Here is a 25,128-nt window from a genome sequence, read left to right as displayed (position 1 = left end):
TTGGCACCTTTGCGCCGTAGGCTGCTTGCCAGACCAGAAATCTCTCCCATTGTTCAAATAGAACGTGATTGTGACCGGAAGTCCTGACAATGCGTTAAAGACTTGGTGTCAGAATTTGCGATACGGACGAGACGGACGCGGCGAGACCAAGCAAGTGACGGAGTTTTGTTCGTGGGTTGTTGCAGGGCACTGCAAACGAAATAGGGAGCCTTTTTAGCGATGGCGAATATCAGCGGTACCAATGGCGACGACTCCCTGGTCGGTGATCCCAATTTTCCCGGTGAAGCAGATACGATCTCTGGCGGAGGTGGAAACGATACTCTCATCGGTCTTGGTGGCAACGATAGTCTGGACGGTGGCAGTGGCGCGGATCGGCTTGATGGCGGGTCGGGCAACGACACCCTGATTGGTGGGAGCGGAAACGGTAGCGACACCCTGATCGGTGGCGCTGGGGCTGACCAGCTGAGCGGTGGCGGTGGAACAGACACCGCGAGCTATGAGACATCCACCACGGGAGTTACCGCCAATCTTGCAACGCCCGCCAACAACACCGGCGATGCTGCAGGTGACACCTATAGCAGCATCGAGAACCTGACCGGGTCAAACCTCAATGACCTGCTGGTTGGCGACGGCTTAGCGAACTCTCTTTCCGGCGGTTCAGGCAATGACACGCTGATTGGTGGCGGGGGCGCCGATACTCTTGCCGGGGGCGTGGGCATCGACACCGCAGACTACAGCGGCAATACCGGTGCCGGGATCAACGCGAGCCTTGTCACGAATACGGTCACCAGCGGCGGCAGCAGTGGCGACGACACACTCTCCGGGATCGAAAACATCACCGGCACCACTTTTGCCGACTCGATCACCGGGGATTCGCTGAGCGGTGTGTTTTCTGGTCTCGGCGGAAACGACATCCTCATATTCGGCGCCGGGGACGATACGGTCTTCGGTGGCGACGGTGACGACACCATTGACGACTTGAGCGGAGGCAACCTGACCGGTACGAACCTCTTGGATGGTGGCGCCGGCGCTGACCAAATCTGGGGCGGCTTCGGCAACGACACGATCATCGGCGGCGACGGCGTCGATACGCTTTGGGGTGAAGGGGACAACGACAGCATCCTTGGCGACGCCGGCAATGACATCCTGTATGGCGGCGATGGGAACGACACTATTCTTGGTGGCGCTGACAACGACAACCTGCAAGGTGACGCGGGTAACGACAGCCTGGACGGTGGTACCGGCGGGGACACACTGACTGCTGGTGACGGAAACGACATCCTTGTCGGCGGTGCGGGCGCGGATTTGCTGAGTGGTGGTACCGGAACGGATACCGCCGATTATTCGGCGTCTGGCGCTGGCATCACGATCACCATCGGCGGTGGCGCTGGCGTGGGCGGGGATGCCCAGGGCGACACGGTCGGCGGTGACATCGAGGTCGTCATCGGGTCGGGCCTAAACGATTCCATCACGGGTGACGGCGATGCCGAGACGCTTGTCGGAGGCGTCGGGAACGACACGCTGGTGGGTGCCGCCGGCAACGACAGCCTGCAAGGTGACGTCGGTGACGACCGACTGGACGGTGGCGCGGCAAACGACACGCTGACGGGCGGCGACGGCAACGACACCCTTGTCGGTGGTGCGGGCGCGGATGCGCTGAGTGGTGGTGCCGGAATGGATACCGCCGATTATTCGGCGTCTGCCGCTGGCATCACAATCACCATCGGTGGTGGCGCGGGCGTGGGCGGTGATGCCTTGGGTGACACTGTCGGCGGTGACATCGAGGTCGTGATCGGGTCGGGTCAGAACGATTTCATCACGGGTGACGGCGATGCCGAGACGCTAGTCGGAGGCGTCGGGAACGATACGCTGGTTGGTAGCGGCGGCAACGACAGCCTGCAAGGTGACGCTGGTAACGACAGTCTGGACGGTGGCAGCGGCAATGACACACTGACGGGCGGCGACGGCAACGACATTCTGAGCGGTGGCGCTGACAACGACACCCTGATCGGTGGTGCCGGCGCGGATTCGTTGAGTGGCAGCACGGGAACGGACACCGCCGATTACTCGGCGTCTGGCGCTGGTGTCACCATCACCATCGGCGGTGGCGCGGGCGTGGGTGGGGATGCTCAGGGCGACACGGTCGGCGGTGACATCGAGGTCGTCATCGGGTCGGGCCAGAGCGATTTCATCACGGGTGACGTCGATGCCGAGACCTTGGTCGGAGGCATCGGGAACGACACGCTGGTGGGTGGCGGCGGCAGCGACAACCTGCAAGGTGGCGCCGACAATGACATTCTGCGTGGGGGCGCCGGGGCCGACAACATCTCCGGCGGGGATGGCAACGACACGATCATCGTCGGCGCGGGCGATGCTGACAACGGCGCTACGGTAGAAACGGTAAGCGGCGGCGGCGCGGGCATCGGTGCGCCAAACGATTTCGACGTGCTCGACCTGCAGGCCTACGGCTGGAGCCGGGTCGACATCGTCTATTCGACGGCTGAGTCCGGCACGATCACCTTCTTTGCGCCGAACGGCACGACGGTTGTCGGCACGATGACCTTCACCGAGATCGAAAGCATCATTCCGTGCTTCACGTCGGGCACGCTGATCGAGACCGACAAGGGTCCGGTGGCGGTGGAGCGGTTGCAGCCCGGTGATCTGGTGCTGACGCGAGACAATGGCTTGCAGCCGGTGCGCTGGGCGGGCCAGCGCCGGTTGTCGGCTGCCGAGTTGCTGGCCCAACCCGACCTGCGGCCAGTGAAGATCGCGGCCCATGCCTTGGGCGGGGATGGCCCGCTGCGCGACATGATGGTGTCGCCGCAGCACCGCGTCCTTATATCTTCGGCGCGGGCGGAATTGTTGTTCGGCGATGCCGAGGTGCTGGTTGCCGCCCGGCATCTGGTCGGCGAGGCCGGCGTGGCGCAGGTGCTGCCCGCCGCCGGGGTGACCTATGTGCATATGCTGTTTGACCGGCACGAAATCGTCCTGTCCGACGGGTTGTGGACGGAAAGCTTCCAGCCGGCGCAACGCATGGTGGCCGAGATGGATCGTGCCGTGCGCGACGAAGTGTTGACCATCTTTCCCCAGCTTGCCGTCAACGAGCGCGCGTTCGAGGCTGCGCGGCCGACGCTGAAGACGCACGAGGTGCGGGTGCTTCTATCGGCCTGACGCGTGGTAGGCCGCCCAATCTTCGGGTGTATCAAGATCGAGCGTAGCCATGTCGCCGGGAAGCGGTGTCAGGCGGACACGCGCCTGATGCTGGCGCAGCACAGCGCGACCGCCTTCGTCGCCTTCAAGCGCCGCGAGGGCTGGCCACAAGTCCTTTGGAAAGATCGCCGGGTGACCGGGCCGGCCCGATGCATCGGTGGCGCGGTGGATCAGCGTAGGTGCTGACAGGAATGCATCGACCATCAAGGTCAAGGCAGCAGGGGTAAAGCCGGGCATGTCGGCGGGCAGGACCATCAGCCCGTCGTAAGCACCGGCGGACCGCAGGGTGGCGGTGTTTGCCGCGCGGCCAAGACTGCGTGACATGCCGAGGTCGGCATCCGGCACCAAAATCACCGAGACGGGCAGACCGTCCAATGCCGCGCCGCGCAGGGTATCGTTGGGCGGCAGCATGACATAGACCGGTTGGCCAGTGGCGATTGCCACTTCGGCCACGCGCCGCAGCAGTGGCATTCCGGCAATGGGCTCCAACAGCTTGTCACGCCCCCGCATCCGCGACGAGGCGCCCGCCGCAAGGATCGCGATGTGAACGACCGGCTGCATGGGGCCGAAGGTCACGCCCCGGCCCCGCGCTGTCAAGCCTAGCCGCGCATCCGTGCGCCATCGGCATCGAAGAGCGGCGCGAGGTGGACTTTCGCGGGCCGACGCTGGCCAAGGATTTCAATCTCGACCGCGAGCCCGTCCTGCACGCGCTCGGCGGGCAGGAAGCCTTGCGCGACTGACCGGCCGGTGAAGTGCGAGAACCCGCCCGAGGTGCAGAAGCCTACGACCGCACCATCCAGCCAGATCGGTTCCCACGCCACGACATCGGCATCGTCGGCATCGACGACAAAGCTGACGAGGCGGCGTTTTGGTCCGGACGCCTTTTCCGCGGTGGCGGCGGCCTTGCCGATCCAGTCCGCATCCTTGTTCCAGCGGATGAAGCGGTCAAGGCCGGTTTCCATCGGCGTGTAGTCCGGGCTGAATTCGCGGCCCCACGACCCGAACCACTTGTCGAGGCGCAGCGACATCATCGCGCGCATTCCGAAGGGGCGGATGCCGAGGTCCTTGCCCGCGTCGGTCAGCACGTCCCACAGGTGGCGGACCGACATGTGGTCGGTGAAGATTTCATAGCCGAGGTCGGCGGTATAGCTGACGCGCTGGACGATGCAGTTGGCCATGCCCACGGTCATGCGGCGCACGTCCATGAACTTGAACGCATCGCCGGAAACGTCCGACCGGGTGACGCGCGCCAGCAGTTCGCGCGCGTTGGGCCCGGCGATCTGGAAGCCGGAGCGGGCGTCGGAGATGTTTTCCACCTTTACGCCGTCCATTGCGTTTTGTTCGAACCAGCGTTCGTGCCAGCCCTGCGCGCCGTAGCTGGCGGTCAGCTGGAATTCGGTCTCCGACAGGCAGGACACGGTGAAGTCACCGATGATCTTGCCAGAATGGGCCAACATCGGGGTCAGGGACAGGCGGCCGGGTTTCGGGATGTTGCCGGCCATGATCCGGTCAAGCCACGCGCGAGCCTGCGGGCCGGTGATGCGGTATTTGCCGAAGTTCTGCACTTCATTGATGCCGACGCCTTCGCGCACGGCCATGACTTCCTGACGGGTCGCTTCCCACGCGTTGGAGCGTTTGAAGGTGGGCGTCTCATACACAGGCTCGCCGGGGAGAGCGTAGTAGTTCGGCACTTCAAGGCCGTATTGCTGGCCCCAGACGGCGCGGAGTTCGGTGAATTTGTCGTACATCGGCGTCACGCGGAACGGGCGCGCGGCGGGGCGTTCCTCGTTCGGGTAGCCGACGGAGAAGCGCATCTGGTAGTTTTCGATCACCTTTGGCACGGTGTAGCCCGGCGTCGTCCAAGTGCCGAAGCGGCTGACGTCGAAACCGCGCGGATCGCGTTCGACCTCACCCTCGATCATCCATTGCGCGAGCGCGAGACCCATGCCGCCGCCCTGACTGAACCCGGCCATTACGGCACAGGCGGACCAGTAGTTGCGCAGGCCCTGCACCGGGCCGATCAGCGGGTTGCCATCAGGGGCAAAGGTGAAGGGGCCGTGGATCACGCGCTTGACGCCGGTGCGTTCCAAGACGGGGAAGCGGCGGTAGGCGAAGTTGACGGAATCCTCGATCTTGTCGAACTGCTCGTTCAAAAGCTCGTGCCCGAAATTCCAAGGTGTGCCGTCAAGCGCCCAGGGTTCGCAGGGTTTTTCGTAGAAACCTATGCAGAGGCCACGGCCTTCCTGGCGCAGGTAGCTTTCGCCGCCCGGGTCCATCACATGCGGGAATTCACGGCCCGATTTCAGGATGTCCATGATTTCGGGAATATCGTCGGTGACGAGATATTGGTGCGCCATTGGCAACAATGGCAGGTAGACACCCGCCATTGCACCGATTTCCCGCGCCCAGAGGCCGCCGGCGTTCACCAGATGCTCGCAGGTGATGGTTCCCTTTTCGGTCACGACTTCCCAGCCGTCCTTGGTCGGGTTCGTCTCAAGTACGCGGTTGTGCAGGATGATTTCGGCCCCGCCCATGCGTGCAGCTTTGGCGTAAGCGTGGGTGGTGCCGGACGGGTCGAGGTGCCCATCAAGCGGGTCGTAGAGCGCGCCGACGATGCCTTCGAGGTTGACCATGCCGTCGGTGAACTTGTTGATCTCGTCCGGTCCGAGGATTTCGGTGTCGAGCCCCATGTAGCGGTGCTTGGCGCGTTCGGCCTTGAGCTGGTCGAAGCGTTCCTTGTTGTCGGCAAGGGTGATGCCACCGACGTGGTGCAACCCGCAGGACATGCCGGTGATCGCCTCAAGCTCCTTGTAGAGGCGGATGGTGTAGCCCTGCAGCGCGGCCATGTTGGTGTCGCCGTTCAGCGTGTGGAAACCGCCTGCCGCGTGCCAGGTCGAGCCGGAAGTGAGTTCCGACCTTTCGATCAGCGTCACATCGGACCATCCGAGCTTGGTCAGGTGGTAAAGCACCGAACAGCCGACGACTCCGCCGCCGATGACGACAACGCGGGTATGGGTTTTCATGGCGCTACTCCCTGGACTGCCCCAGCCGCAGATTGGCCGGGGCAGGGGGAAAGTCATGCCGTTCCGCGACAAAAAATGTCGCGGATGGCCGTCACTTTTCCGGGATCAGGCCGCGCGGGCTGAACCTCAGGACCAGAAGCAGGATGACACCCAGGGTCAGCAACCGCATATGTTGCGCACTGTCGATGAGGTGGGCTTTCAGGGGCCCTTCTGCGAGGCCCGATGTCAGGATACCCATCAGGTTCGGGCCGAGGAATTCGACCACCAGCCAGAGCCAGCCGATCAGCAAGCCGCCAAGGACGGTGCCCCAGTTGTTGCCCGAACCGCCGACAATAACCATCACCCAGATCAGGAAGGTGAAGCGCAGCGGGTTGTAGGTGCCGGGGGTCAACTGGCCGTCCATCGAGGTCATCATGGCGCCGGCAAAGCCGATCACGGCCGAGCCGAGGATGAACACCTGAAGGTGACGGCGTGTCACGTCCTTGCCCATCGCTTCGGCGGCAACCTCGTTGTCGCGGATTGCGCGCATCATCCGGCCCCACGGGCTGTTCAGGGCGCGTTCGGACAGCCAGATCACGATCAGAAGCACGATGCCGAACATCACGGCGTACAGCAGCTTGACGAAGATGGTCGAGGCATTCGCGGGATCGAGGCCATACTTGGCTACGAAGTCAATGAAGCCGGGGTCTTTCTGCATGTTGACTTCGTAGGGTACCGGCCAGGGGCGCGGCAGGTCGATCAGGTTCTTCACCCCGCGCGCCAGCCAGTCTTCGTTGCGGATGAAGGCGATGACGATTTCAGCGATGCCTAGTGTCGCGATGGCCAGGTAGTCCGAGCGCAGGCCAAGGGCGGTCTTGCCGATGGCCCAGGCCGCAACGGCGGCCAGAAGTCCGCCCACGGGCCAGGCGAGAAGCGATGGCAGGCCAAGCCCTCCGATGTTGCCCGCAAACTGCGGGTTCACCGCTTCGACTGCGACGACGGCCGGGTCGTAGATGGCGCGGAACAGGAAGAAACCACCGATCAGGATGGCGGCGACGATCAGGTTGCGGTTTCGCCCCGCCTTGAGCCGGTTGTAGGTAAAGATCGCCAGCGCCACCGAGGCTGCACCGATGAGCAGGCCCATCAGGATGGCAGGCCCGCCGGCCCCCCAGTTTTCGGCATTCGGCTTGGCCGAAACAAGCACGACGGCAAGCCCTCCCAGTGCCGTGAAGCCCATGACCCCGGTGGAGAAAAGACCGGCATAGCCCCACTGCATGTTCACCCCCAAGGCCGCGATGGTGGCGATGAGCGCTGTGTTCAGGATGGTCAGCGACAGGTTCCAGCTTTGGAAGTAGCCGGTCAGCAGGTAAAGCAGCGCGACGACGCCAAACAGGATGATGTTGCGGTTCATACCGATTTCCCCTTGAACAGACCCGTCGGCATGAACAGCAGCACGATGATCAGGATCGCGAAGCTTACGGCGAACTTGTAGTCGGTCGACAGAAGCTGAAGGAGACTGTCAGGCGCCATGCTTTCGGGCACCAGATAGGTCACGATCTTTTTCCACGCGTTGGTCACGATCACTTCTGAAAAGGCGATGACAAAGCCGCCGGCAATCGCGCCCAACGGATTGCCCAGGCCGCCGACGATGGCGGCGGCAAAGATTGGCAGCAGAAGCTGGAAGTAGGTGAACGGCTTGAAGCTTTTGTCGAGGCCGTAAAGAACGCCGGCGATGGTGGCGAGGGCCGCTGCGATGATCCACGTCACCGCGACCACGCGGTCGGGGTTGATGCCAGACAGCAGCGCAAGATCCTCGTTATCGGAAAAGGCGCGCATGGACTTGCCGGTACGTGTCTTCTGCAGGAACCAGAACAACACGGCCACCACCACGACAGCGGTGATGACGGTCACGGCCTGGGTCGTCTTGATTGCAAGCGGTTCGGCAAGGCCGGTCGCCACCTTGAAGTCTTGCGGGTTCAGCACGAAGCGCGCGCCGTCGGTGAAGTTCTGTTCGTCGACGCCGATTATAAGGCGGATGATCCCGTTCATCACGAACATGACACCCAGCGACACGATCACCACGATGGTCGAATTTGCGCGCTTTCGGCGGTAAAATCGGTAGACGACCCGGTCCGTAGCAAGGACGAAGGCTGCCGTCAGGGCGATGGCAACCGGCAGCGCCAGAAGCGCTGTCGGCAGCGGGCCGAAGTTGATGCCGACCGACTGCATCCACCACGTCAGCAGGATGGCGCACATCGTGCCGAAGGCCATCGTGTCGCCATGCGCGAAGTTCGAGAACCGCAATATCCCGTAGATCAGCGTGACGCCAAGCGCACCAAGGGCGATCTGCGCCCCGTAGCTCAGGCCGGGGATGAACACGAAGTTCAGAAATGCCACTAGGGCGTTCACATAGTCCATCACCGCTCCCCGGTTCGACGGGTCCGGGGCAGGATGCCCGGACGGAAATTACGTTTCGACATCACCCGCCGACCCCGCTGCAGGTGCCGGCACCAGTAATGGCGATAACCTCGCCGTCGCCGAGGGCGTGGGCGGTGAAGGCCACTTCGCCGGCCGGAAACACCGAGACGAAGCCCGACATGCCGGCCTGCGGCGGGATCGTGATGGCAATTTCGCCGCCCTCGGCCACGTCGGCGGAAAGGTAGCCTTGGTAGGTCTGGCCACCGAGGCTGACTTGCCATGCGCCATCACCGGCGTCGTGCAAAAGCATCGGCCCGCCAGTGAAGGTTTCGCAGGTGCCGCCGCCACATTGCCGGGCGAGGGTGCATTCGATGTCGGCCAGTGCTGCCGTGGGAAGGAAGGCGGTCAGGGCGATCAGGGCTTTCATCGCTATCCTCCAAGAAAGCTGCGGCGGACTTCAGGGTCGGCCAAAAGCGCCTTGCCGGTATCGGTAAAGCGGTTACGGCCCTGGACAAGGACGAAGCCCTTGTCAGCAATCTCCAGTGCCTGGCGGGCGTTCTGTTCGACCATCAGGATGGAAATGCCGGTGCGGGCCACTTCGATGATGCGGTCGAAAAGTTCATCCATCACGATCGGGCTGACCCCGGCGGTGGGTTCGTCCAGCATCAGGACCTTTGGCTGAGTCATCAGTGCACGACCAACCGCCACCTGCTGGCGCTGGCCGCCCGACAGTTCGCCCGCGGCCTGATAGCGCTTGGACTTCAGGATCGGAAAAAGATGGTAGACCTGTTCCAGTGTGCCCTTGATGTCGTCGCGGCGCAGGAAGGCGCCCATTTCAAGGTTCTCTTCAACGGTCATCGAGGTGAAGATGTTCTGCGTTTGCGGCACGAAGGCCATGCCCTTGGCGACGCGTGCCTGCGGGGACAGGGCGGTGATGTCTTCGCCCGCAAGCTTTACCTGCCCGCCGCGCAAGGGCAGCATCCCGAACACGGCTTTCATCGCAGTGGATTTGCCGGCGCCGTTCGGCCCGACGATCACCGCGATCTGGCCCTTTTCCACGGCGATGGTGCAGGCGTGCAGGATGTCGACCGGGCCATAGCCGCCGGTCATGGCCTCGCCGATCAGGAAAGGTTCAGCCATGCGCAGTTTCCTTGACCTTGTTCTTCAAGCCGGTGCCGAGATAGGCCTCGATCACACGCTCGTTGCTTTTGACCTCTTCCACCGTACCTTCGGCCAGCACCTTGCCTTCGGCCATGCAGATCACGGGGTTGCAAAGCCGGGCGATGAAATCCATGTCGTGTTCGATGACGCAGAAGGTGTAGCCGCGCTCCTTGTTCAGGCGCACGATGGCGTCACCGATGGTGTTCAGCAGCGTGCGGTTCACACCTGCGCCGACCTCGTCCAGAAACACGACCTTGGCGTCGACCATCATGGTGCGGCCAAGCTCCAGCAGCTTTTTCTGGCCGCCGGAGATGTTGGCGGCCTTCTGGTCGGCAAGGTGGCTGATCGTCAGGAACTCCAGCACCTCGTCGGCCTTTTCGCGAATGCGGCGTTCCTCGGCGGCGACGCGAGCACGCGCGAACCACGTGTTCCACAGCGTCTCGCCCGCCTGGTTGGGGGGCACCATCATCAGGTTCTCGCGCACGGTCATCGAGCTGAACTCGTGGGCGATCTGGAATGTTCGCAAGAGGCCCTTGTGGAACAGGGTATGCGGCGGCAGGCCGGTGATATCCTCGCCGTCCATGTAGACCTTGCCACTGGTAGGCGGCAGACGGCCCGCGATCACGTTGAAAAGCGTGGTCTTGCCGGCGCCGTTCGGCCCGATGAGGCCGGTGATCGAGCCGGTCTCGATCTTTATGGACGCCCCATCCACAGCGTGAAACCCGCCGAAATGCCGGTGAAGGTCTTCGACAACTATCATTCGTCTTCCCCATGCGCCTGGCCTCTTCCCTGACGCGCGGCGGCAGGCGGGCTGGTCTAGTAGTGGCAGCGGCCCGGGACAGAACCCGGGCCGCGCTTTGTGTTCAGGCTGACGCGATCAACGGAACTTGATCGTTTCGTACTTGCCGCCCTTCACTTCGAACTCCTTGTAGCGGCCAGCGCTTTCGCCGGGCCCAATGAGCGTGACGCCCGAGGCGCCGTCGTAGTCGATGGCGGTGCCGGCAGCGATGAGTTCCAGAGCCTTGCCGATTTCACCCGGCAGGATCTTGACGCCCGAACCGTCAGCCGGGCCGTTCGCCACTTCGATGACCTTGTCCTTGTAGACCTTCGGGTCGGTCGACCCGGCCGCCTGCATGGCAAGGATGATCAGCGCGGCGGCATCATAGCTTTCCATCGAGTAGGGCGAGGTCGCGTCGAACGGGGTCGGCGCAGTCTTGCCCATTTCGGTCAGGATTGCTGCGCCGGGCGAGTCCGACTGGGCGACCTGGCCGTAGGAACCGTCAAGGGCCGGGCCGATGTTCTTCGGCAGGTTGTCGCCAACCATGCCGCCCGGCAGACCGAACGTGGTGAAGGCGCCGGTGTCGAGCGAAGCCTGGATGATGCCCTTGCCGCCCTGGTCGAGGTAGCCTGCAACAACCAGAAGGTCGCCGCCGGCCGAGGCCAGAGCCGCGACTTCAGCCGAATAGTCAGCCTTGCCGTCGTCGTGCGGTGCGTTGATCGTGACGACGCCGCCCTTTGCGGTGAAGGCGCTGGCGATGGCTTCAGCCAGACCCTTGCCGTAGTCGTTGTTGGTGTAGGTCAGTGCGATCGACTTGACGCCCTTTTCGGTCAGGATGTCAGCCATCACTTCGCCTTCGCGCGCATCGGACGGCGCGGTGCGGAAGAAGAGACCGTCATCTTCGGCCGTGCTGAGCGCCGGCGAGGTGGCGGAGGGCGAGATCATGACCATGCCGTTCGGGCGGGCCACGTTCTGCAGGACTGCGCCGGTGATGCCCGAGCAGTCGCCGCCGATCATGCCCTTAATGCCTTCGGCAGTGATCAGGCGTTCAGCAGCGGCCGTACCGGCGGCGGTGTCGATGGCGCAGGTGCTGTCAGCGCGGACGCCAACAACGGTCGTGCCGTTCAGGAACTTGCCCGAATCCGAAGCTTCCTTCATCGCCAGATCGGCAGCGTTAGCCATGTGTCCCGTCAGAGATTCGATCGGGCCAGTGAACCCGATAAAGATGCCGAGCTTGATTTCCTCGGCTTGGGCGGCGCCGACCATAAGGGCAGTCGCGGCAGTCGCCAAAAGCAGTTTTTTCATTTGTATCTCCCATATTGGATCGAAATCCTGCCGGGGAGACTAGTTGCACGTCTGTAAAAAGAAAAGCACCTAAAACGCTTACAATCCGGGTCTGGTTCCCGCCGCGGCTGGCTTCGGTCACATTTCCGGGGAGTTGCTGGAATACCCGGCAAGACTGCTTACCTTCGCCGATGTTGCACGCAGGATGCGGGGGTTTTGGGATGCGCGGATCGGTATGGGTTCTGACGGGGACACTGGTGCTGGCTTCCAGCGGGGCGGTCGCCGCAAGCGTGGTGGAAACCAGTGCCGGCCCGATGCGGATCGAACTGGTGGCGACGGGGCTGGAGGAACCCTGGGGGCTTGGCTTCCTGCCGGATGGCATGTTCCTGATCACCGAGCGGGAGGGCGCGCTGAAACTGTTCGCGGCCCCCGGTGCCGAGCCGGTTCAGGTTTCGGGGCTGCCGGAGGTCTATGCCGAAGGGCAGGGGGGGCTTTTGGACATCTTGGTGCCGCGCGACTTTGCCCAAAGCCGCGAAATCTGGCTGAGCTACTCCCTGCCGCAGGGACGCGGCGCGGGGACGGCGCTTGGCAGGGCCGTGCTGAGCGGGGATGGCACCCGGCTGGAAGGGTTCGAGCCGGTGTTCATATCGCCCGAAGGTGGGCGCGGCGGGCGGCATTTCGGATCGCGGGTGGTAGAGGCGGTGGATGGCACGATCTTTCTTGCGGTCGGTGATCGCGGCACCGGGCCTGACGGTCTGGAAGCGCAGGACCCGATGCGCGCCGAAGGCAAGATCATCCATCTGAACCGCGACGGAAGCCCCGCCACCGTCCTGCCGGGTACCTTGCCGGGCGTTCACTCTCTGGGGCATCGCAACCCGCAAGGCATGGCACTGGATGTGCAAGGCGGGCTTTGGGTCGTGGAACACGGCGCCCAGGGCGGTGACGAGTTGAACCGCGTCGAGGCGGGGCGCAACTATGGCTGGCCAGTGATTGCCTACGGCGAAGATTACGGCGGCGGTCAGATAGGCGAGGGACAAGCGAAACCGGGAATGGAGCAGCCGGTGTTCTATTGGGACCCGTCGATTGCACCCTCGGGCTTGGCTTTCTATTCGGGGGCGCTGGTTTCGGCTTGGGCGGGAGATGTGTTTACCGGCAGTCTCAAGTTTGATTATGTTTCCCGACTGAATCCCGACAACGGATATGCCGAGGAGCGGATAAGCAGTCCCGAAACGGGCCGCGTGCGCGACGTGGTGGAAGCACCAGACGGCTCGATCTGGTTCCTGTCGGTGTATGATGGTGCCGCGTACCGCATGGCTCCGGTCAAGTAGGGCCGCAGACAGATCAGATCGACAGCCGCGCGCCGATCCCCGGCCCGCCTTGCGTTCCGCGTTCGCGGTAGGGGGTGGTGTTGTAATGGCTGCGGTAGCATTTGGAGAAATGCGACGGGCTGGCAAAACCGCAAGCCAGGGCCACGTTGATCACGCTCATGTCGGTCTGCATCAGAAGGTTGCGCGCCTTTTGCAGGCGCAGTTCCATGTAGTACCGCTTCGGGCTGCGGCTGAGATAGCGGCGGAACAGGCGTTCCAGCTGTCGGGTGGACATCCCCACTTCCTCGGCCAGATCGGCAGGCGACATAGGGTCTTCGATGTTGCCTTCCATCATCTGGATGACCTGGCTCAGCTTCGGATGCCGCACCCCGATCCGGGTCGGGATCGACAGGCGCTGGGTATCCTGATCTGTGCGGATGGTAGAATAGATCATCAGGTCGGCGACGTTGTTGGCCAGATCCTCGCCGTGGTCCGAGGCGATGATGCGCAGCATCAGGTCGATCGAGGATATCCCGCCCGCCGTCGACCAGCGGTTGCCGTCCATCACAAAGACCGATTTCGTCAGCTTCACATCCTCGAATTCCTCGGCAAAACCGTCCTGGTTCTCCCAGTGGATCGTGGCCTTCTTGCCATCCAGCAGTCCGGCCTTGGCCAGCGCGTAAGACCCGGTGCAAAGCCCGCCGATGGTGACGCCACGCCGCGCCTCGCGCCGCAGCCAGCTGATCACGCCCTTGGTGGTGGTGCGCTGGATGTCGATGCCGCCGCAAACCAGCACGGTGTCTTCGCGCTCGATCTCTTCAAGCCCGAAATCCAGCTTGAAGGTCGCGCCGTTGGAACAGGTCTTTTCGGTGCCTTCGCCGCATAGCGCCCAAGTGTAAAGCGGCTCGCCGACCACATGGTTTGCAAGCCGCAGGGGTTCGATCGCACCCGCGAAGTTGATCATCGTGAACTTGTCGAGCAGCAGAAAGACAAAGCGCCGTGGCGTTGCGGCCTTGGTAGTTTGCGTCGCTTTGCGAGGGGGGAGCGTCATGTCTGCGACCTGTTCGTGTCGTTTGCGGGCCACCGAACCTGAAAATCGGGGGCTTAGCAAGGGTCGAAACGCCGGATTTGGGCCAAACGCTCTTTGCAAGGGGGGATGAGCGGCGTATACGGCTCGCGATTGACCCGAAAGACTGGAGACGACCTATGACAAAGGGATGGACGAAATCGGATTGGCGCGCGAAGCCGCGTGTGCAAATGCCGGATTATCCCGATCAGGGGGCGTTGAAAGCGGCGGAAGCACAGCTTGCGAAATACCCGCCGCTGGTTTTTGCAGGTGAGGCGCGACGTCTGAAAAAGCAGTTGGCGCTTGCGTCCGAAGGCAAGGCGTTCCTGCTGCAGGGCGGTGACTGCGCCGAAAGCTTCGCGGAATTTTCCGCCGACAACATTCGCGACACCTTCCGCGTGATGCTGCAGATGGCCGTCGTGCTGACCTACGGCGCAAAGGTGCCGGTGATCAAGGTCGGCCGCATGGCGGGCCAGTTCGCCAAGCCGCGCTCGGCGCCGACTGAGGTGATCGGCGGGGTGGAATATCCATCCTACCGTGGCGACATCATCAACGGCTTTGACGCCACCCCCGAAGCCCGCCGCCCCGATCCGCAGCGGATGTTGCAGGCCTACACGCAGGCGGCGGCCAGCCTCAACCTGCTGCGCGCGTTTTCAACCGGCGGCTTTGCCGACATTCACCGTGTGCACAGCTGGACGCTTGGCTTTGCCGAACATGACAAGGCGGAACGCTACCGCGAACTGTCGAACCGCATCTCGGACGCGCTCGATTTCATGAACGCCGCCGGGGTGAACAGCGAGACGGCAAACGAACTGAGCCGCGTCGATTTCTACACCAGCCACGAAGCGCTGCTGTTGGAATACGAAGAGGCGCTGTGCCGCGTGGACAGCATCACCGGCCAGAATGTTGCCGGATCGGGCCACATGATCTGGATCGGTGACCGCACGCGCCAGCCTGACGGCGCACATGTCGAATTTGCGCGCGGTGTGCTGAACCCGGTCGGCCTGAAGTGCGGCCCGTCGACCACGGCGGACGACCTGAAGGTGCTGATGGCCAAGCTGAACCCGGAAAACGAGCCGGGCCGCCTGACCTTGATCGCCCGCTTCGGGGCCGGCAAGGTTGGCGAACACCTGCCGCGCCTGATCAGGACGGTGCAGTCCGAAGGTGCCAATGTAGTCTGGTCCTGTGACCCGATGCATGGCAACACGATCAAGTCCTCGACCGGCTACAAGACCCGGCCGTTCGATTCCGTTTTGCGCGAAGTGCGCGAGTTCTTTGCGATCCACAAGGCGGAAGGCACGGTTCCGGGCGGTGTTCATTTCGAGATGACAGGCAAGGATGTAACCGAATGCACCGGCGGTCTGCGCGCGGTGACGGACGAGGATCTGTCGGACCGCTACCACACCGCCTGCGACCCGCGCCTGAACGCCAGCCAGTCGCTGGAACTGGCCTTCCTCGTGGCTGAAGAGCTTTCGTCGCAGCGCGAAGCCGCGCGCCGCGTGGCGTTCTAGTCTCAACGGCACTCGGCCGAGTGACAGGGATGTCAGTCGGCCGAGTAGACCAGCCGAAGGTAGCTTTGCGCCGCCTTTGCGCTTTGCGCAGCGGGCTCTGGCGCGGGGTCGGCGGCGCAAAGCAACCGCTCCTCCACCGAACGCAGGATGTCGAAGCGGCGTGGGGCACGCCCGATTTCGCCGCCAATGTCGATGCAGCCCAGCAAAAGCGTGCAATCGCCCGCCCGGTCCAGAAGGGGCAGCAGAAGCAGGCGGGCGGCCAGCAACGGACGGCCAAGCTCTTTTCTGGCGGTCAGATGCAGTTCGGCGCCCCTTGGGCCTTTAAACACGCCTTCCACCACGCGGGACAGTTCGCCGCGCGCGTCGGGATGGAAAAGACAGGAAAGCGGCAGGCCGCGTACATCCATGCCGGAAAGTTCGTTCACACGGGTTCCCGAAAGCCGAACCTGGGCAAGGCCGGCTCCGATCCGTTCGGCAAGAAACACGCGGTCGAGGGCACCACTCAGCCCGCGCGGATCAATCGCGGCGCGCAAGGGGATGCCGCCGTCCGTTCGCAGGGCTTCCCAATATCCCCGCACCAGAGCGGCAGGCCCGCCAGCCAGTTGCGGCATCGGTGGGCGGGGTGTTCCAAAGATGCCAGCGTCCATCTTGACCTCCGATGACGAGCGGTGTTTCCAGACCGGAAGGCGCTGCTTGCGTCTTCTGTCGGGGTTCGGGCCAAGTTACACCCGGCGGCAGGGATTCGGACGAAAATCTAATCAAATGGTAAACATCGCCTCGCTCGAGGCGGGAAGGGCTGGGATGACCACTTCGATGACGGGGTTCGCCGGAGGGCGCGGAGCCGGGGTTGGATACAGCTGGAGTTGGGACGTGCGGTCGGTCAACGGCAAGGGGCTGGACCTGCGGCTTCGGGTGCCAGACTGGATCGACGGACTGGAACAGGCCCTGCGCGCCGAGCTGCAAAAGGCGATGAGCCGTGGCAGCATCAGTCTTACCCTGAAGGTCAGCCGCGATGTGTCCGCCGAGGCGACCGATGCGCTGCGGCTGAACGAGCCGGCGCTTGCGGCAACGCTGGCGGCTCTGGCACGGATCGAAGCCACGGCCACGGCCGCAGGTGTGACGCTGGCGCGACCTTCGGCGGCGGATGTCCTTTCAATGCGCGGCGTGCTGGATGCCAGCGCGGCCGATCCGGATACCGCCCCGTTGCGCGACGCGATCTTGGCCGGGTTGCCGGCGGTCCTTGCGGATCTGTCGGTGATGCGACAGGCCGAAGGCGCTGCGCTTGCCGACGTGATCGCCGCCCAGCTTGACCGCGTGGCAGACCTGACGCGCCGTGCCACGGCCGAGGCGGCGGCCCGGCGCGACAGCCAGGCCGAGGCGTTGAAAGACGCCCTTGCCAAGGTTCTGGAAGCCATCGGCGGAGTTGACGAAGCGCGCCTTGCCCAGGAACTGGCCCTGATCGCCGTCAAGACCGACGTGCAAGAGGAATTGGACCGCCTGGCGGCACATGTCGACGCTGCCCGCGCGCTGTTGGCGGAACGCGGCCCGGTGGGACGCAAGTTCGATTTCCTGATGCAGGAGTTCATGCGCGAGGCGAACACCCTCTGTTCCAAGGCGCAGGCGCTGGCTTTGACCCGCATCGGGCTTGACCTCAAGACCACCATAGATCAGATGCGCGAGCAGGTGCAGAATGTGGAATAGGTCATGATCCGCCGCGGCCTTCTGTTGATCCTGTCGTCGCCTTCGGGTGCCGGCAAATCCACTTTGTCGCGGATGCTGATGGAGTGGGACCCGACCATGCGGTTTTCCGTCTCCGCAACCACCCGGCCGCCCCGCCCGGGTGAAACCGACGGACGCGAATATTACTTCCGCAGCCGCGACGACTTCAACGCGATGGTCGCAGCCGGCGACATGCTGGAACACGCCGAGGTGTTTGGCAACCTCTATGGCTCGCCGCGCGGCCCGGTCGAAGCGGCGATGAAGGCGGGGCGCGACACTGTGTTCGACATTGACTGGCAGGGTGGCCAGCAGATCAAGCAGTCGATGCGCGATGACGTGGTGTCGATCTTCATCCTGCCGCCGTCGATTGCGGAACTGGAGCGGCGGCTGCGCGGCCGCGGGCAAGACAGTGACGAGGTGATCGCCGCTCGGATGGCAAAAAGCCGTGACGAAATCAGCCATTGGGCCGAATATGATTTCGTGCTGGTAAATACCGACCTTGATGCGACGTTCGAGGATATGAAAACCATCGTGCAGGGCCAGCGTCTGCGGCGCGACCGCCAGCCGGCGCTGTCAGAGTTCGTGCGCGGATTGAACGAGGAGTTTGCCGCAAGATGATTTACGCTCTTGACGGGCTGGTGCCTGATATCAGTGTGTCGTCCTGGGTGGCACCTGACGCAAACATCATCGGTCGGGTGATGCTTGGGCCGGACAGTTCGGTCTGGTTTGGCGCAACCTTGCGCGGCGATACCGAGGAAATCCGCGTCGGGCCCGGGTCGAACGTGCAGGAAGCCTGCGTGCTGCATACCGATCTGGGCTATCCGCTGACCATCGGGCGCGATTGCACCATCGGTCACCGGGCGACGCTGCATGGCTGCATGATTGGGGATGGATCGCTGATCGGGATGGGGGCCACGGTTCTGAACGGCGCGCGGATCGGTGCGGGCTGCCTGATTGGCGCTGGTGCGCTGATCACCGAGGGCAAGGAAATTCCCGATGGCGCCTTGGTGATGGGCGCGCCTGGGAAGGTGATCCGGATGCTTGATGCGGACGCGCGGGCGAAGCTTTTGCTATCCGCGCTTGGCTATCAGGCCAACGCGCGCCGGTTTCGCGACGGGTTGGTCGCCTGCTGAGGGCTCAGTAAAGCTCGACCAGTTCCACGGTGATGCCGCTGCGGTCAGCGACCGACCGAAGCTCGCGCAGGACGAGACGCTTGTTGGGAAGCTTTGGCGCCTCGACCCGGACGCTGCCGCAAAACGGCGTCTCTGCAAGCTGCTCCAGAAGTTCGATCGCGTCGAACCCGGGTCCGAACAGGGGCGTGATGACAAGGGCACAGTTGGCAAAATCCACCGTGCCATGCACCAAGTCAGAGAAGGCGACGCTGGTCACCCCCTCGGCATATGCCGGTACCGACGGCACCGCGCCCGGACCGAAACCGATGGTCATACGGGTTGCTTCGATGTTCATGACCGAGATGCCCTTGCAGAAGGCATGCCAGGAAAACTGCTGATAATATGACACGGGAAGATCACCACCACCTCGCGCAACGGGAAGTCGGTCGAACAGCCGGGCACCTTCAAAAAACAACTAACCCATATCGAATCGCCCCAAATTGTGGCCTAGGGATGGCGCATACGGATCGATTCCGAGACCTTTGAGCTTGAGCGTGGGACAATCTTGTGAATTCAGACCTCATTGTCTGCATGTTGGCCGGAATACCGCTGCCCGCGATCGCCGTCGGGCCGCTTGATCGGCTGTTGCAGGTCAACGAGGCGGCGTTGGGGCTTTTGGGTGAGGGGCTGGTCGGGCGGCATCTGGCCTTGGCGATCCGTAATCCTGCTTTGCTGAAGGCGGTGGCAGAGGTGCAGGCGGGCGGGGCGGTGCAAGAGGTGCGCTGTGTGCTGTCGCGTGAGGCGCGGGAGGAGATTTACCTGGTGACCGTCGCGGGCTTGGGCGAGCAGACGGTCCTGTGTGTATTCCGCGATGTCAGCGAGGAGGAGCGGGCGGGGCAGATGCGGCGGGATTTCGTGGCCAATGTGAGCCACGAGCTGCGCACCCCGTTGACGGCCCTGATGGGGTTCATTGAGACGCTGCGGTTTGCGGCGAAGGATGACCCGGTGGCGCGGGAACGGTTCCTGGGGATCATGGAGCAGGAGGCGGGGCGGATGAACCGGCTGGTGCAGGACCTTTTGCACCTGAGCCGGGTCGAGGCGGAGGAGCGGGTGCGGCCGCGCGAGCGGGTGGAGCTGGTGGGGATCATCGCGGGGGTGGTCGATACGCTGGCGCCGCTGGCGGAGGCTTCGGGCGCGCGGGTGGCGGTGAGCGCGGCGGGGCCGGTGGAGTTGGCGGGGGACGGGGACCAGCTGACGCAGGTGTTCACGAACCTGATCGAGAACGCGGTGAAGTATGGCGGCGCGGGGGAGGTGCGGGTGACGGTGGGGTTCGAGGACACGATCCGGGGGCGGGCGGTGCGGGTGGAGGTGGCGGACGAGGGCGAGGGGATTTCCGCGGTCCATATCCCGCGGCTGACGGAAAGGTTCTACCGGGTCGATAGCCACCGGAGCCGGGAGAAGGGGGGGACGGGGCTGGGGCTGGCCATCGTGAAGCATATCGTGAGCCGGCACCGGGGGTGGCTGCGGGTGGAGAGCGTGGTGGGCGAGGGGAGCCGGTTTTCGGTGGTGCTGCCGCTGGGGTAGGGGGAGGCCGCAGTGGCTTCCGCTTTGCGTGTCCCACGGTGGGACATGGAAAGAGATATTGATTTTGTTGGGGAATTTTTGGGTGTTAGGGGTTTGTTAGGGGGGTATGAGGGGTGAATGGATGTAGGGCGGGGTTCACCCCGCCATTCACTTTCCCACAATTCGCAAAAGAGTCGGGGTAAACCCCGACCTACGATTTCTATTTTGCCTTTGGTTCATCGATTTCAAAGTCGTAATCGCCAGCCTCGATCTTTGAGCGCCCTTCCTTGAAGTAACGTTCAGGCAACGGCGGCGATGTCTTCCGCGCGGCGTCCATGCGGTCCATCAACTGCTCGAAAGCGGGATTAAGTTCTTCAAAGGTCATGTCTGCTCCAACATTACCCAACAAACGGAAGCGGTCCCTAAGGTTCGTAAATTCACCAGCTGCGGTGCCGATCTCGCGGACCCGCATGTCCATTCCTAAGGCCTCGAAAATGGCGGGGAAGAAGCCAGCTAAAAGAGCAAGGCCTGCAGCGACATAGTTGGTCCAAGTCGCAGGGTTGGCCCCGTCATTAATTAGTTGAGAAGATGCGAAGCCGCCTAAGACGATTGGTGCAATAATGAATCCATTCTTCCAAAGCTGGGCAGTCTTTTGCCAGTTGTACAAGCCCGCAGCCGTATACTTGCAAGACTCTTCTTGGCGACGGCACTCTTTAACAAGTTCATTTACGCGCTGTTGTGTCATGTGTACCTCGGAATGTCCGCCCCAAAGATCTTCTGCCACTCTTCCCCTGCACTAATCGGGTCGTCTGTTTCAAGGATACAGGCCTTCTCTGCTCGCTGGCGCGCCGTCTGCGCTTTCGTCAGCCATGCGTCACCAAGATACATTTGCTCATAGGTCCCCGGTGCAAAAACGCTCCCATATACTTTGAGCTCTAAGTACTTGAAAAAATCCCGAACCATCCAATCGTAGTAAACGGAAGATTTGTCTCGATTCTCCCATCCAGCCAGAAACTCGATGGCGATCAACTCGATCCAAAATGACTTCAACGGCACGCCGCAATGCCCTTGCCAACATTTCATCATTCGGATGAGGTTGCGTGTATTGCCTTTGGTGATGTCATTACTGTCCTTCACAGCTTTGATCTCGGCATCATAGTCGGCAGACTTGTAATGCCCGCCGTCGTTCGTCATGCACACCCAATATTGCCCGGTGGTAAGCTTGAATGCAGGAGCTACTTCAACGTTGTATGAGGTGAACGGAACCTTAACTACTGGTCCGTCACCTCGAATGTCCGTATTCGGAAAACTGGTGGCGAGGATACCTTTAACTTCCTGCAATAGTTGGGATTGCTTGTTTCCCGACCTGCTCTGAAACTTATCATAAGTTGATTTGGGAAGCTCGAAGAGCACGTCAACGTCACGCGGTGGCCTGATCCGAGTAAATTTACCCCAAGACCCGACGTACTTTGAATTCGCGGTTTCGCTACTGGAACCCCAATAGTGCGAGTTCAAAGCCCTTATGACACTAGCGCGCCGACCCGCGCCTGCCGTTTTTTGCGCATCGGTCTGGCTAATATTGCTGATAAAGGCGTCAAAACGACCACTAACCGACAATTCCTGCTATCCCTTTGTCTAATAGCTGAGTTTCTGTGAATATCAGAGTTTTCTAGAAAGATTAATGTCGGATTGGTTGTCATTTTGCAACCTTAAATATTGTTCCTGTGACGTTATTCATCCGCAAGGTGCGAGCGACAGCTAGAATCGGTGACTCCTCACAACCTCCCCAACCGCTCCGTCAACAGCCGGTAGAACCCGTCCCGGTCCACGCCGCCCATGAACATCGCGTTCGGCTCGCGTTTCGTCACGCGCCACCAGTCGGCGACGGTCATGCCGAGGGTGAGGGGGCTGACAAGCTCGATTTCCACGTTGATGTGGCGGCCGTGGAAGAGGGTGGGCTCCAACAGGTAGGCGATCACGCAGGGGTCGTGCAGGGGGGCGCCTTCGGAGCCGTATTTGGCGGTGTCGAAGCGTTCGAAGAAGTCGGTCCAGGCGGCGACGGCGTGGCCTACGGGGGTGCCGAGGGCGCGCATGCCTTCGACCCAGTCGCGCGAGGTGAGGGCCTTGTGGGTGACGTCGAGCGGCATCACGACGAGGGGGACGCCGGATTTGAACACGATGTCAGCGGCTTCGGGATCGACGTAGATGTTGAACTCGGCCGCGGGGGTGATGTTGCCGCCCTCGAAATATCCGCCGCCCATCAGCACGATCTCGGCCACGCGGGGGATGATGTCGGGGGCGCGGTTGAAGGCGGTGGCGATGTTGGTGAGGGGGCCAAGGGGGCAGAGGGTGACGGTGCCCGCAGGCTCGCGCCGGAGGGTTTCGATCAGGAAGTCGACGGCGTGCTGCGGTTGCAGCGGGGTGACGGGGGTGGGAAGCTCGATGCCGTTAAGGCCGGTCTTGCCGTGGACATGCTCGGCGGTGACAAGTTTGCGGGCGAGGGGGGCGTCGCAGCCGGCGTAGACGGGGACGGTGGCGCGGGCGAGGTCGACGATGATGCGGGCGTTACGCTCGGTCAGGGGGAGGGGGACGTTGCCGGCGACGGCGGTGATGCCGAGGACGTGCAGGTCTTCGGGCGAGGCGAGGGCGAGGAGGATGGCCACGGCGTCGTCTTGCCCTGGGTCGGTGTCGATGATGATGCGGCGGGGGTGGGTCATGGCGGGCTCCTGCGTTTGGGGCGAGGAAAGCCGATGGGTGGGGGGAAGTCCAGTGGTCAGCCGGGGGTCGCGGGGTCTTGCGCGGGGGCTTTCGGGCGTTTGCGGGTGAGGAGGCGCCAGGCGTCGCGGAAGGGCAGGACGTAGAGCTTGACGCAGGAGTTCAGCTCGTGCCCGCGGTCCTTTTCGGTGACGCCGAATTTCACGTCGCGGTTGTCTTCGGGCATGATGTAGCAGCCGAAGATGACATCCCAGATCGGGAAGAAGAAGGCGAAGTTCTTGTCGAGGTGGTCGGGGTGGCTGGAGTGGTGGACCTGGTGGTGGGCGGGCGAGGGGAAGACCATCGACCAGCGGCCGGGCCAGCGCAGCCAGATGTGCGAGTGGCGAAGGCTGTAGCCCGCGACGTTGAAGAGGAAGACGAAGATCGGCACGCCGAGGATCAGGGGGATGTCGGGGACGTAGCCGATGGTGAGGACGGACAGCGCCACGACCAGCCCGTAGGTGGCGCCGATGCCGAGGTGGTAGGCCAGTTCGTCGATCGGGTGTTCGCGGAAGTTCGACAGCGGGTGCATGACTTCGGCGCTGTGGTGGACCTTGTGGAACTGCCACAGGAGCGGGATCTTGTGCTGGAGGAAGTGCAGGAAGAAGGCGGTGAAGTCGGACACCACGAAGGAAACGGTCATGAAGGCGATGGCGAGGGCCGCGCCCTGCCAGCCTTGCAGGACGGTGGCGCTGGTGATGTCTTGCAGCCCGTCGAAGCCGGTGAGGAGCTGGAAGACGAAGACGGTTGCGGCAAGGCTGACGCCGAGCATGGCGAAGTTGCCGAGAAGCTGGTGGAAGAAGAAGTAGCGCACGTCGAGCCAGGCGGAGGGATTGCTCCAGACGCGGGTGGGGAAGAGGAACCGCAGGAACGAGCCGGTGTCGCGGTTTGCGGCGCGGGCGCGGTGCCAGAGCACCCAGGCGAACAGCAGCGAGGTCACGAGGTAGAGGTAGAAGAGGCGGCTTTCGGCATCGAAGGTTTGCAGGAAGACCGACTGCGCGTGGGCGTAGTAGCTGGCCGCGAGGGTGTGCAGAGTGTCCATCAATTCAGCCCGATTCCGGTTTCGGGGCAAGATTGACACCAGATTCGTGGCAAATGTCAGACTGAATGCAGACCTGATCGGGGAATGTGGGGCTGGCGTGAGCGGTTTCGCAGCGCAGCGATCCCCCGGAATGCGCGAAGCCGGCTGGGTGCCGGCTTCGGTCGGTGGCGATGGGTGAGGGGCCTATCAGCCGTCGAAGTTGACTTCCTCGATCAGTTTCAGCGCATCGCCGCGCAGGGCGGCGAGGTCGGTCAGGGGCTTGCTGTCGGGAGTGAAGTCACCCCATGAAGCGACGAGCGCGGAGCGTTCGACGCCGGGCTTCACCGGGTATTCGAAGTTGGTTTCGGCGTAGATCTTCTGTGCGGTGTCGCCGGACAGCCATTCCATGAACTTCAGCGCGTTTTCCTTGTTCGGGGCCGATTTCGTCATCGCCACGCCAGAAATGTTCACGTGGGTGCCGCCGCCTTCAAACGTCGGGAACACGATGCGCACGGTTTCGGCGGCGGGTTTCTGTTCCGGGTCGGCGAGCATTTGGCCGATGTAGTAGGTGTTGCCGATGGCGATATCGCATTCCCCGGCGGCGATGGCCTTGACCTGATCGCGGTCGCCGCCATCAGGTTTGCGGGCGAGGTTGGCCTTGAGGCCTTCAAGCCAGGCCTTGGTCGCCTCGGGGCCGTGATGGGCGAGAACGGCGGCGGTGAGGGCGACGTTGTAATCGTTGGTGCCGGAGCGGGTGCAGATGCGGCCTTTCCACTTGGGATCGGCGAGGTCTTCGTAGGTTGTGACCTCGCCGTCGGCGACGCGGTCTTTCGAGGCGTAGACGATGCGGGCGCGGGCGGTGAGGCCGAACCAGTGGTCGTTGGCATCGCGCAAGGCGGCGGGGATGTTGGCTTCAAGCACGTCGGACTGCACGGCTTGCGTCACGTCGGCGTCGACGATCTGGGTCAGGCGGGCGATGTCGACGGTGAGGACGAGGTCGGCAGGCGAGCGGTCGCCTTCGGCCTGCAGGCGTTCGGCCATGCCCTTGTCGACGAAAGCCACGTTGACGGTGATGCCGGTTTCGGCAGTGAAGGCATCGACGAGGGGCTGGATCAGTTCGGGCTGGCGGTGGGAGTAGACGTTGACCTCTTGCGCGAGGACAGGGGTGGAGAGTGCCAGAAGGGCAAGGGTCGAGAGGCGCAGCATGTCAGGCTCCGGTGTG

The 25,128-nt window shown here is 63.0% G+C and carries 23 protein-coding genes; 7 read left to right on the top strand and 16 right to left on the bottom strand.

Annotated elements, in window-relative coordinates; genetic code table 11:
* Positions 1–219: 219 nt before the first annotated feature.
* Positions 220–3,171, top strand: coding sequence for a Hint domain-containing protein (locus tag ACROUL_RS13310; RefSeq protein ID WP_431299949.1), 2,952 nt, complete (start codon positions 220–222; stop codon positions 3,169–3,171).
* On the opposite strand, the gene ACROUL_RS13305 is transcribed toward ACROUL_RS13310, so the two are convergent.
* The 8 genes from ACROUL_RS13305 to ACROUL_RS13270 all read right to left on the bottom strand — a co-directional run bounded on the left by ACROUL_RS13305 (position 3,160) and on the right by ACROUL_RS13270 (position 11,874).
* Entirely contained in the window at positions 3,160–3,786 is a 627-nt protein-coding gene (locus tag ACROUL_RS13305; RefSeq protein WP_431299948.1) for a nucleotidyltransferase family protein, read from the bottom strand. The genes ACROUL_RS13310 and ACROUL_RS13305 overlap by 12 nt on opposite strands.
* A 23-nt stretch (positions 3,787–3,809) precedes the next feature.
* Positions 3,810–6,233: a GcvT family protein gene (locus tag ACROUL_RS13300; RefSeq protein ID WP_431299947.1), complete on the bottom strand. Its 2,424-nt coding sequence runs from the start codon at positions 6,231–6,233 to the stop codon at positions 3,810–3,812.
* A 91-nt stretch (positions 6,234–6,324) separates the two neighbouring features.
* Positions 6,325–7,623 (bottom strand): branched-chain amino acid ABC transporter permease, encoded by a 1,299-nt coding sequence (locus ACROUL_RS13295; protein WP_431299946.1) that lies wholly within the window; start codon positions 7,621–7,623, stop codon positions 6,325–6,327.
* Positions 7,620–8,630: a branched-chain amino acid ABC transporter permease gene (locus ACROUL_RS13290; protein WP_431299945.1), complete on the bottom strand. Its 1,011-nt coding sequence runs from the start codon at positions 8,628–8,630 to the stop codon at positions 7,620–7,622. Before ACROUL_RS13290 ends, ACROUL_RS13295 begins: the two co-directional genes overlap by 4 nt.
* A 61-nt stretch (positions 8,631–8,691) precedes the next feature.
* The gene (locus ACROUL_RS13285; RefSeq protein WP_431299944.1) at positions 8,692–9,057 is read right to left on the bottom strand and encodes a hypothetical protein; all 366 of its coding nucleotides are present in this window, start codon (positions 9,055–9,057) and stop codon (positions 8,692–8,694) included.
* Between the two features lie 2 nt (positions 9,058–9,059).
* Entirely contained in the window at positions 9,060–9,770 is a 711-nt protein-coding gene (locus tag ACROUL_RS13280; RefSeq protein WP_431299943.1) for an ABC transporter ATP-binding protein, read from the bottom strand.
* On the bottom strand, positions 9,763–10,551 hold the full coding sequence (locus ACROUL_RS13275; RefSeq protein ID WP_431299942.1) for an ABC transporter ATP-binding protein: 789 nt from the start codon (positions 10,549–10,551) through the stop codon (positions 9,763–9,765). The genes ACROUL_RS13280 and ACROUL_RS13275 overlap by 8 nt, the downstream gene beginning before the upstream one ends.
* A gap of 117 nt (positions 10,552–10,668) precedes the next feature.
* Positions 10,669–11,874, bottom strand: a complete 1,206-nt coding sequence (locus ACROUL_RS13270) for an ABC transporter substrate-binding protein (protein WP_431299941.1) — start codon at positions 11,872–11,874, stop codon at positions 10,669–10,671.
* 200 nt (positions 11,875–12,074) lie between these two features.
* On the opposite strand from ACROUL_RS13270, the gene ACROUL_RS13265 reads away from it, so the two are divergent.
* A complete protein-coding gene (locus ACROUL_RS13265) occupies positions 12,075–13,181 on the top strand; it encodes a PQQ-dependent sugar dehydrogenase (RefSeq protein WP_431299940.1) in 1,107 nt (368 codons plus the stop codon).
* 13 nt (positions 13,182–13,194) lie between these two features.
* Here ACROUL_RS13265 and ACROUL_RS13260 read toward each other — a convergent pair whose 3' ends face one another.
* Positions 13,195–14,211, bottom strand: coding sequence for a GlxA family transcriptional regulator (locus tag ACROUL_RS13260; RefSeq protein ID WP_305570359.1), 1,017 nt, complete (start codon positions 14,209–14,211; stop codon positions 13,195–13,197).
* Between the two features lie 155 nt (positions 14,212–14,366).
* Here ACROUL_RS13260 and ACROUL_RS13255 point away from each other — a divergent pair, with 155 nt between their 5' ends.
* Complete coding sequence (locus tag ACROUL_RS13255) at positions 14,367–15,737, top strand: class II 3-deoxy-7-phosphoheptulonate synthase (RefSeq protein ID WP_431299939.1); 1,371 nt, start codon at positions 14,367–14,369, stop codon at positions 15,735–15,737.
* A gap of 32 nt (positions 15,738–15,769) precedes the next feature.
* Here ACROUL_RS13255 and ACROUL_RS13250 read toward each other — a convergent pair whose 3' ends face one another.
* Complete coding sequence (locus ACROUL_RS13250) at positions 15,770–16,384, bottom strand: PAS domain-containing protein (protein WP_431299938.1); 615 nt, start codon at positions 16,382–16,384, stop codon at positions 15,770–15,772.
* Positions 16,385–16,538: 154 nt separating this feature from the next.
* Here ACROUL_RS13250 and ACROUL_RS13245 point away from each other — a divergent pair, with 154 nt between their 5' ends.
* From ACROUL_RS13245 to ACROUL_RS13235, 3 genes are read left to right on the top strand one after another with little or no spacing between them, the layout of a single operon-like run.
* Complete coding sequence (locus ACROUL_RS13245; protein WP_431299937.1) at positions 16,539–17,438, top strand: YicC/YloC family endoribonuclease; 900 nt, start codon at positions 16,539–16,541, stop codon at positions 17,436–17,438.
* 3 nt (positions 17,439–17,441) lie between these two features.
* Positions 17,442–18,074 carry a guanylate kinase gene (gene gmk, locus ACROUL_RS13240; RefSeq protein WP_431299936.1) on the top strand — a complete coding sequence of 211 codons (633 nt, stop codon included), beginning with the start codon at positions 17,442–17,444 and terminating at the stop codon, positions 18,072–18,074.
* Positions 18,071–18,589 (top strand): gamma carbonic anhydrase family protein, encoded by a 519-nt coding sequence (locus tag ACROUL_RS13235; RefSeq protein WP_431299935.1) that lies wholly within the window; start codon positions 18,071–18,073, stop codon positions 18,587–18,589. The genes gmk and ACROUL_RS13235 overlap by 4 nt, the downstream gene beginning before the upstream one ends.
* 4 nt (positions 18,590–18,593) lie before the next feature.
* Here the strand turns inward: ACROUL_RS13235 and ACROUL_RS13230 are convergent, their stop codons facing one another.
* The gene (locus ACROUL_RS13230; RefSeq protein ID WP_431299934.1) at positions 18,594–18,923 is read right to left on the bottom strand and encodes a hypothetical protein; all 330 of its coding nucleotides are present in this window, start codon (positions 18,921–18,923) and stop codon (positions 18,594–18,596) included.
* Positions 18,924–19,135: 212 nt separating this feature from the next.
* Here ACROUL_RS13230 and ACROUL_RS13225 point away from each other — a divergent pair, with 212 nt between their 5' ends.
* On the top strand, positions 19,136–20,152 hold the full coding sequence (locus tag ACROUL_RS13225) for an ATP-binding protein (protein ID WP_431299933.1): 1,017 nt from the start codon (positions 19,136–19,138) through the stop codon (positions 20,150–20,152).
* A 199-nt stretch (positions 20,153–20,351) separates the two neighbouring features.
* Here ACROUL_RS13225 and ACROUL_RS13220 read toward each other — a convergent pair whose 3' ends face one another.
* From ACROUL_RS13220 to ACROUL_RS13200, 5 genes are all read right to left on the bottom strand, one after another.
* Positions 20,352–20,876, bottom strand: coding sequence for a hypothetical protein (locus ACROUL_RS13220; protein WP_431299932.1), 525 nt, complete (start codon positions 20,874–20,876; stop codon positions 20,352–20,354).
* Positions 20,873–21,748 (bottom strand): SMODS domain-containing nucleotidyltransferase, encoded by an 876-nt coding sequence (locus tag ACROUL_RS13215; RefSeq protein ID WP_431299931.1) that lies wholly within the window; start codon positions 21,746–21,748, stop codon positions 20,873–20,875. The genes ACROUL_RS13220 and ACROUL_RS13215 overlap by 4 nt, the downstream gene beginning before the upstream one ends.
* A 158-nt stretch (positions 21,749–21,906) precedes the next feature.
* Positions 21,907–22,848, bottom strand: a complete 942-nt coding sequence (locus ACROUL_RS13210) for a nucleoside hydrolase (RefSeq protein WP_431299930.1) — start codon at positions 22,846–22,848, stop codon at positions 21,907–21,909.
* Positions 22,849–22,904: 56 nt separating this feature from the next.
* Entirely contained in the window at positions 22,905–23,927 is a 1,023-nt protein-coding gene (locus ACROUL_RS13205; protein ID WP_431299929.1) for a sterol desaturase family protein, read from the bottom strand.
* A gap of 186 nt (positions 23,928–24,113) precedes the next feature.
* Positions 24,114–25,112, bottom strand: a complete 999-nt coding sequence (locus ACROUL_RS13200; protein WP_431299928.1) for a Fe(3+) ABC transporter substrate-binding protein — start codon at positions 25,110–25,112, stop codon at positions 24,114–24,116.
* Between the last annotated feature and the right edge of the window lie 16 nt (positions 25,113–25,128).

Origin of the sequence: Tabrizicola sp. BL-A-41-H6 (genome assembly GCF_050632395.1) — a bacterium.
Classification (GTDB): domain Bacteria; phylum Pseudomonadota; class Alphaproteobacteria; order Rhodobacterales; family Rhodobacteraceae; genus JAUYQR01.
Note: the sequence above shows the minus strand (reverse complement) of the source record. Positions and strands in the feature narration are given on the sequence as shown.

What these genes read in the sequence shown, in the direction of transcription:
- ACROUL_RS13285 (WP_431299944.1), bottom strand. Translation starts at nt 9,057, where the DNA reads ATGAAAGCCCTGATCGCCCTGACCGCCTTCCTTCCCACGGCAGCACTG.
- ACROUL_RS13300 (WP_431299947.1), bottom strand. Translation starts at nt 6,233, where the DNA reads ATGAAAACCCATACCCGCGTTGTCGTCATCGGCGGCGGAGTCGTCGGC.
- ACROUL_RS13205 (WP_431299929.1), bottom strand. Translation starts at nt 23,927, where the DNA reads ATGGACACTCTGCACACCCTCGCGGCCAGCTACTACGCCCACGCGCAG.
- ACROUL_RS13275 (WP_431299942.1), bottom strand. Translation starts at nt 10,551, where the DNA reads ATGATAGTTGTCGAAGACCTTCACCGGCATTTCGGCGGGTTTCACGCT.
- ACROUL_RS13260 (WP_305570359.1), bottom strand. Translation starts at nt 14,211, where the DNA reads ATGACGCTCCCCCCTCGCAAAGCGACGCAAACTACCAAGGCCGCAACG.
- ACROUL_RS13210 (WP_431299930.1), bottom strand. Translation starts at nt 22,848, where the DNA reads ATGACCCACCCCCGCCGCATCATCATCGACACCGACCCAGGGCAAGAC.
- ACROUL_RS13235 (WP_431299935.1), top strand. Translation starts at nt 18,071, where the DNA reads ATGATTTACGCTCTTGACGGGCTGGTGCCTGATATCAGTGTGTCGTCC.
- ACROUL_RS13230 (WP_431299934.1), bottom strand. Translation starts at nt 18,923, where the DNA reads ATGAACATCGAAGCAACCCGTATGACCATCGGTTTCGGTCCGGGCGCG.
- ACROUL_RS13255 (WP_431299939.1), top strand. Translation starts at nt 14,367, where the DNA reads ATGACAAAGGGATGGACGAAATCGGATTGGCGCGCGAAGCCGCGTGTG.
- ACROUL_RS13310 (WP_431299949.1), top strand. Translation starts at nt 220, where the DNA reads ATGGCGAATATCAGCGGTACCAATGGCGACGACTCCCTGGTCGGTGAT.
- ACROUL_RS13220 (WP_431299932.1), bottom strand. Translation starts at nt 20,876, where the DNA reads ATGACACAACAGCGCGTAAATGAACTTGTTAAAGAGTGCCGTCGCCAA.
- ACROUL_RS13290 (WP_431299945.1), bottom strand. Translation starts at nt 8,630, where the DNA reads ATGGACTATGTGAACGCCCTAGTGGCATTTCTGAACTTCGTGTTCATC.
- ACROUL_RS13265 (WP_431299940.1), top strand. Translation starts at nt 12,075, where the DNA reads ATGCGCGGATCGGTATGGGTTCTGACGGGGACACTGGTGCTGGCTTCC.
- ACROUL_RS13250 (WP_431299938.1), bottom strand. Translation starts at nt 16,384, where the DNA reads ATGGACGCTGGCATCTTTGGAACACCCCGCCCACCGATGCCGCAACTG.
- ACROUL_RS13200 (WP_431299928.1), bottom strand. Translation starts at nt 25,112, where the DNA reads ATGCTGCGCCTCTCGACCCTTGCCCTTCTGGCACTCTCCACCCCTGTC.
- ACROUL_RS13280 (WP_431299943.1), bottom strand. Translation starts at nt 9,770, where the DNA reads ATGGCTGAACCTTTCCTGATCGGCGAGGCCATGACCGGCGGCTATGGC.
- ACROUL_RS13245 (WP_431299937.1), top strand. Translation starts at nt 16,539, where the DNA reads ATGACCACTTCGATGACGGGGTTCGCCGGAGGGCGCGGAGCCGGGGTT.
- gmk (WP_431299936.1), top strand. Translation starts at nt 17,442, where the DNA reads ATGATCCGCCGCGGCCTTCTGTTGATCCTGTCGTCGCCTTCGGGTGCC.
- ACROUL_RS13270 (WP_431299941.1), bottom strand. Translation starts at nt 11,874, where the DNA reads ATGAAAAAACTGCTTTTGGCGACTGCCGCGACTGCCCTTATGGTCGGC.
- ACROUL_RS13295 (WP_431299946.1), bottom strand. Translation starts at nt 7,623, where the DNA reads ATGAACCGCAACATCATCCTGTTTGGCGTCGTCGCGCTGCTTTACCTG.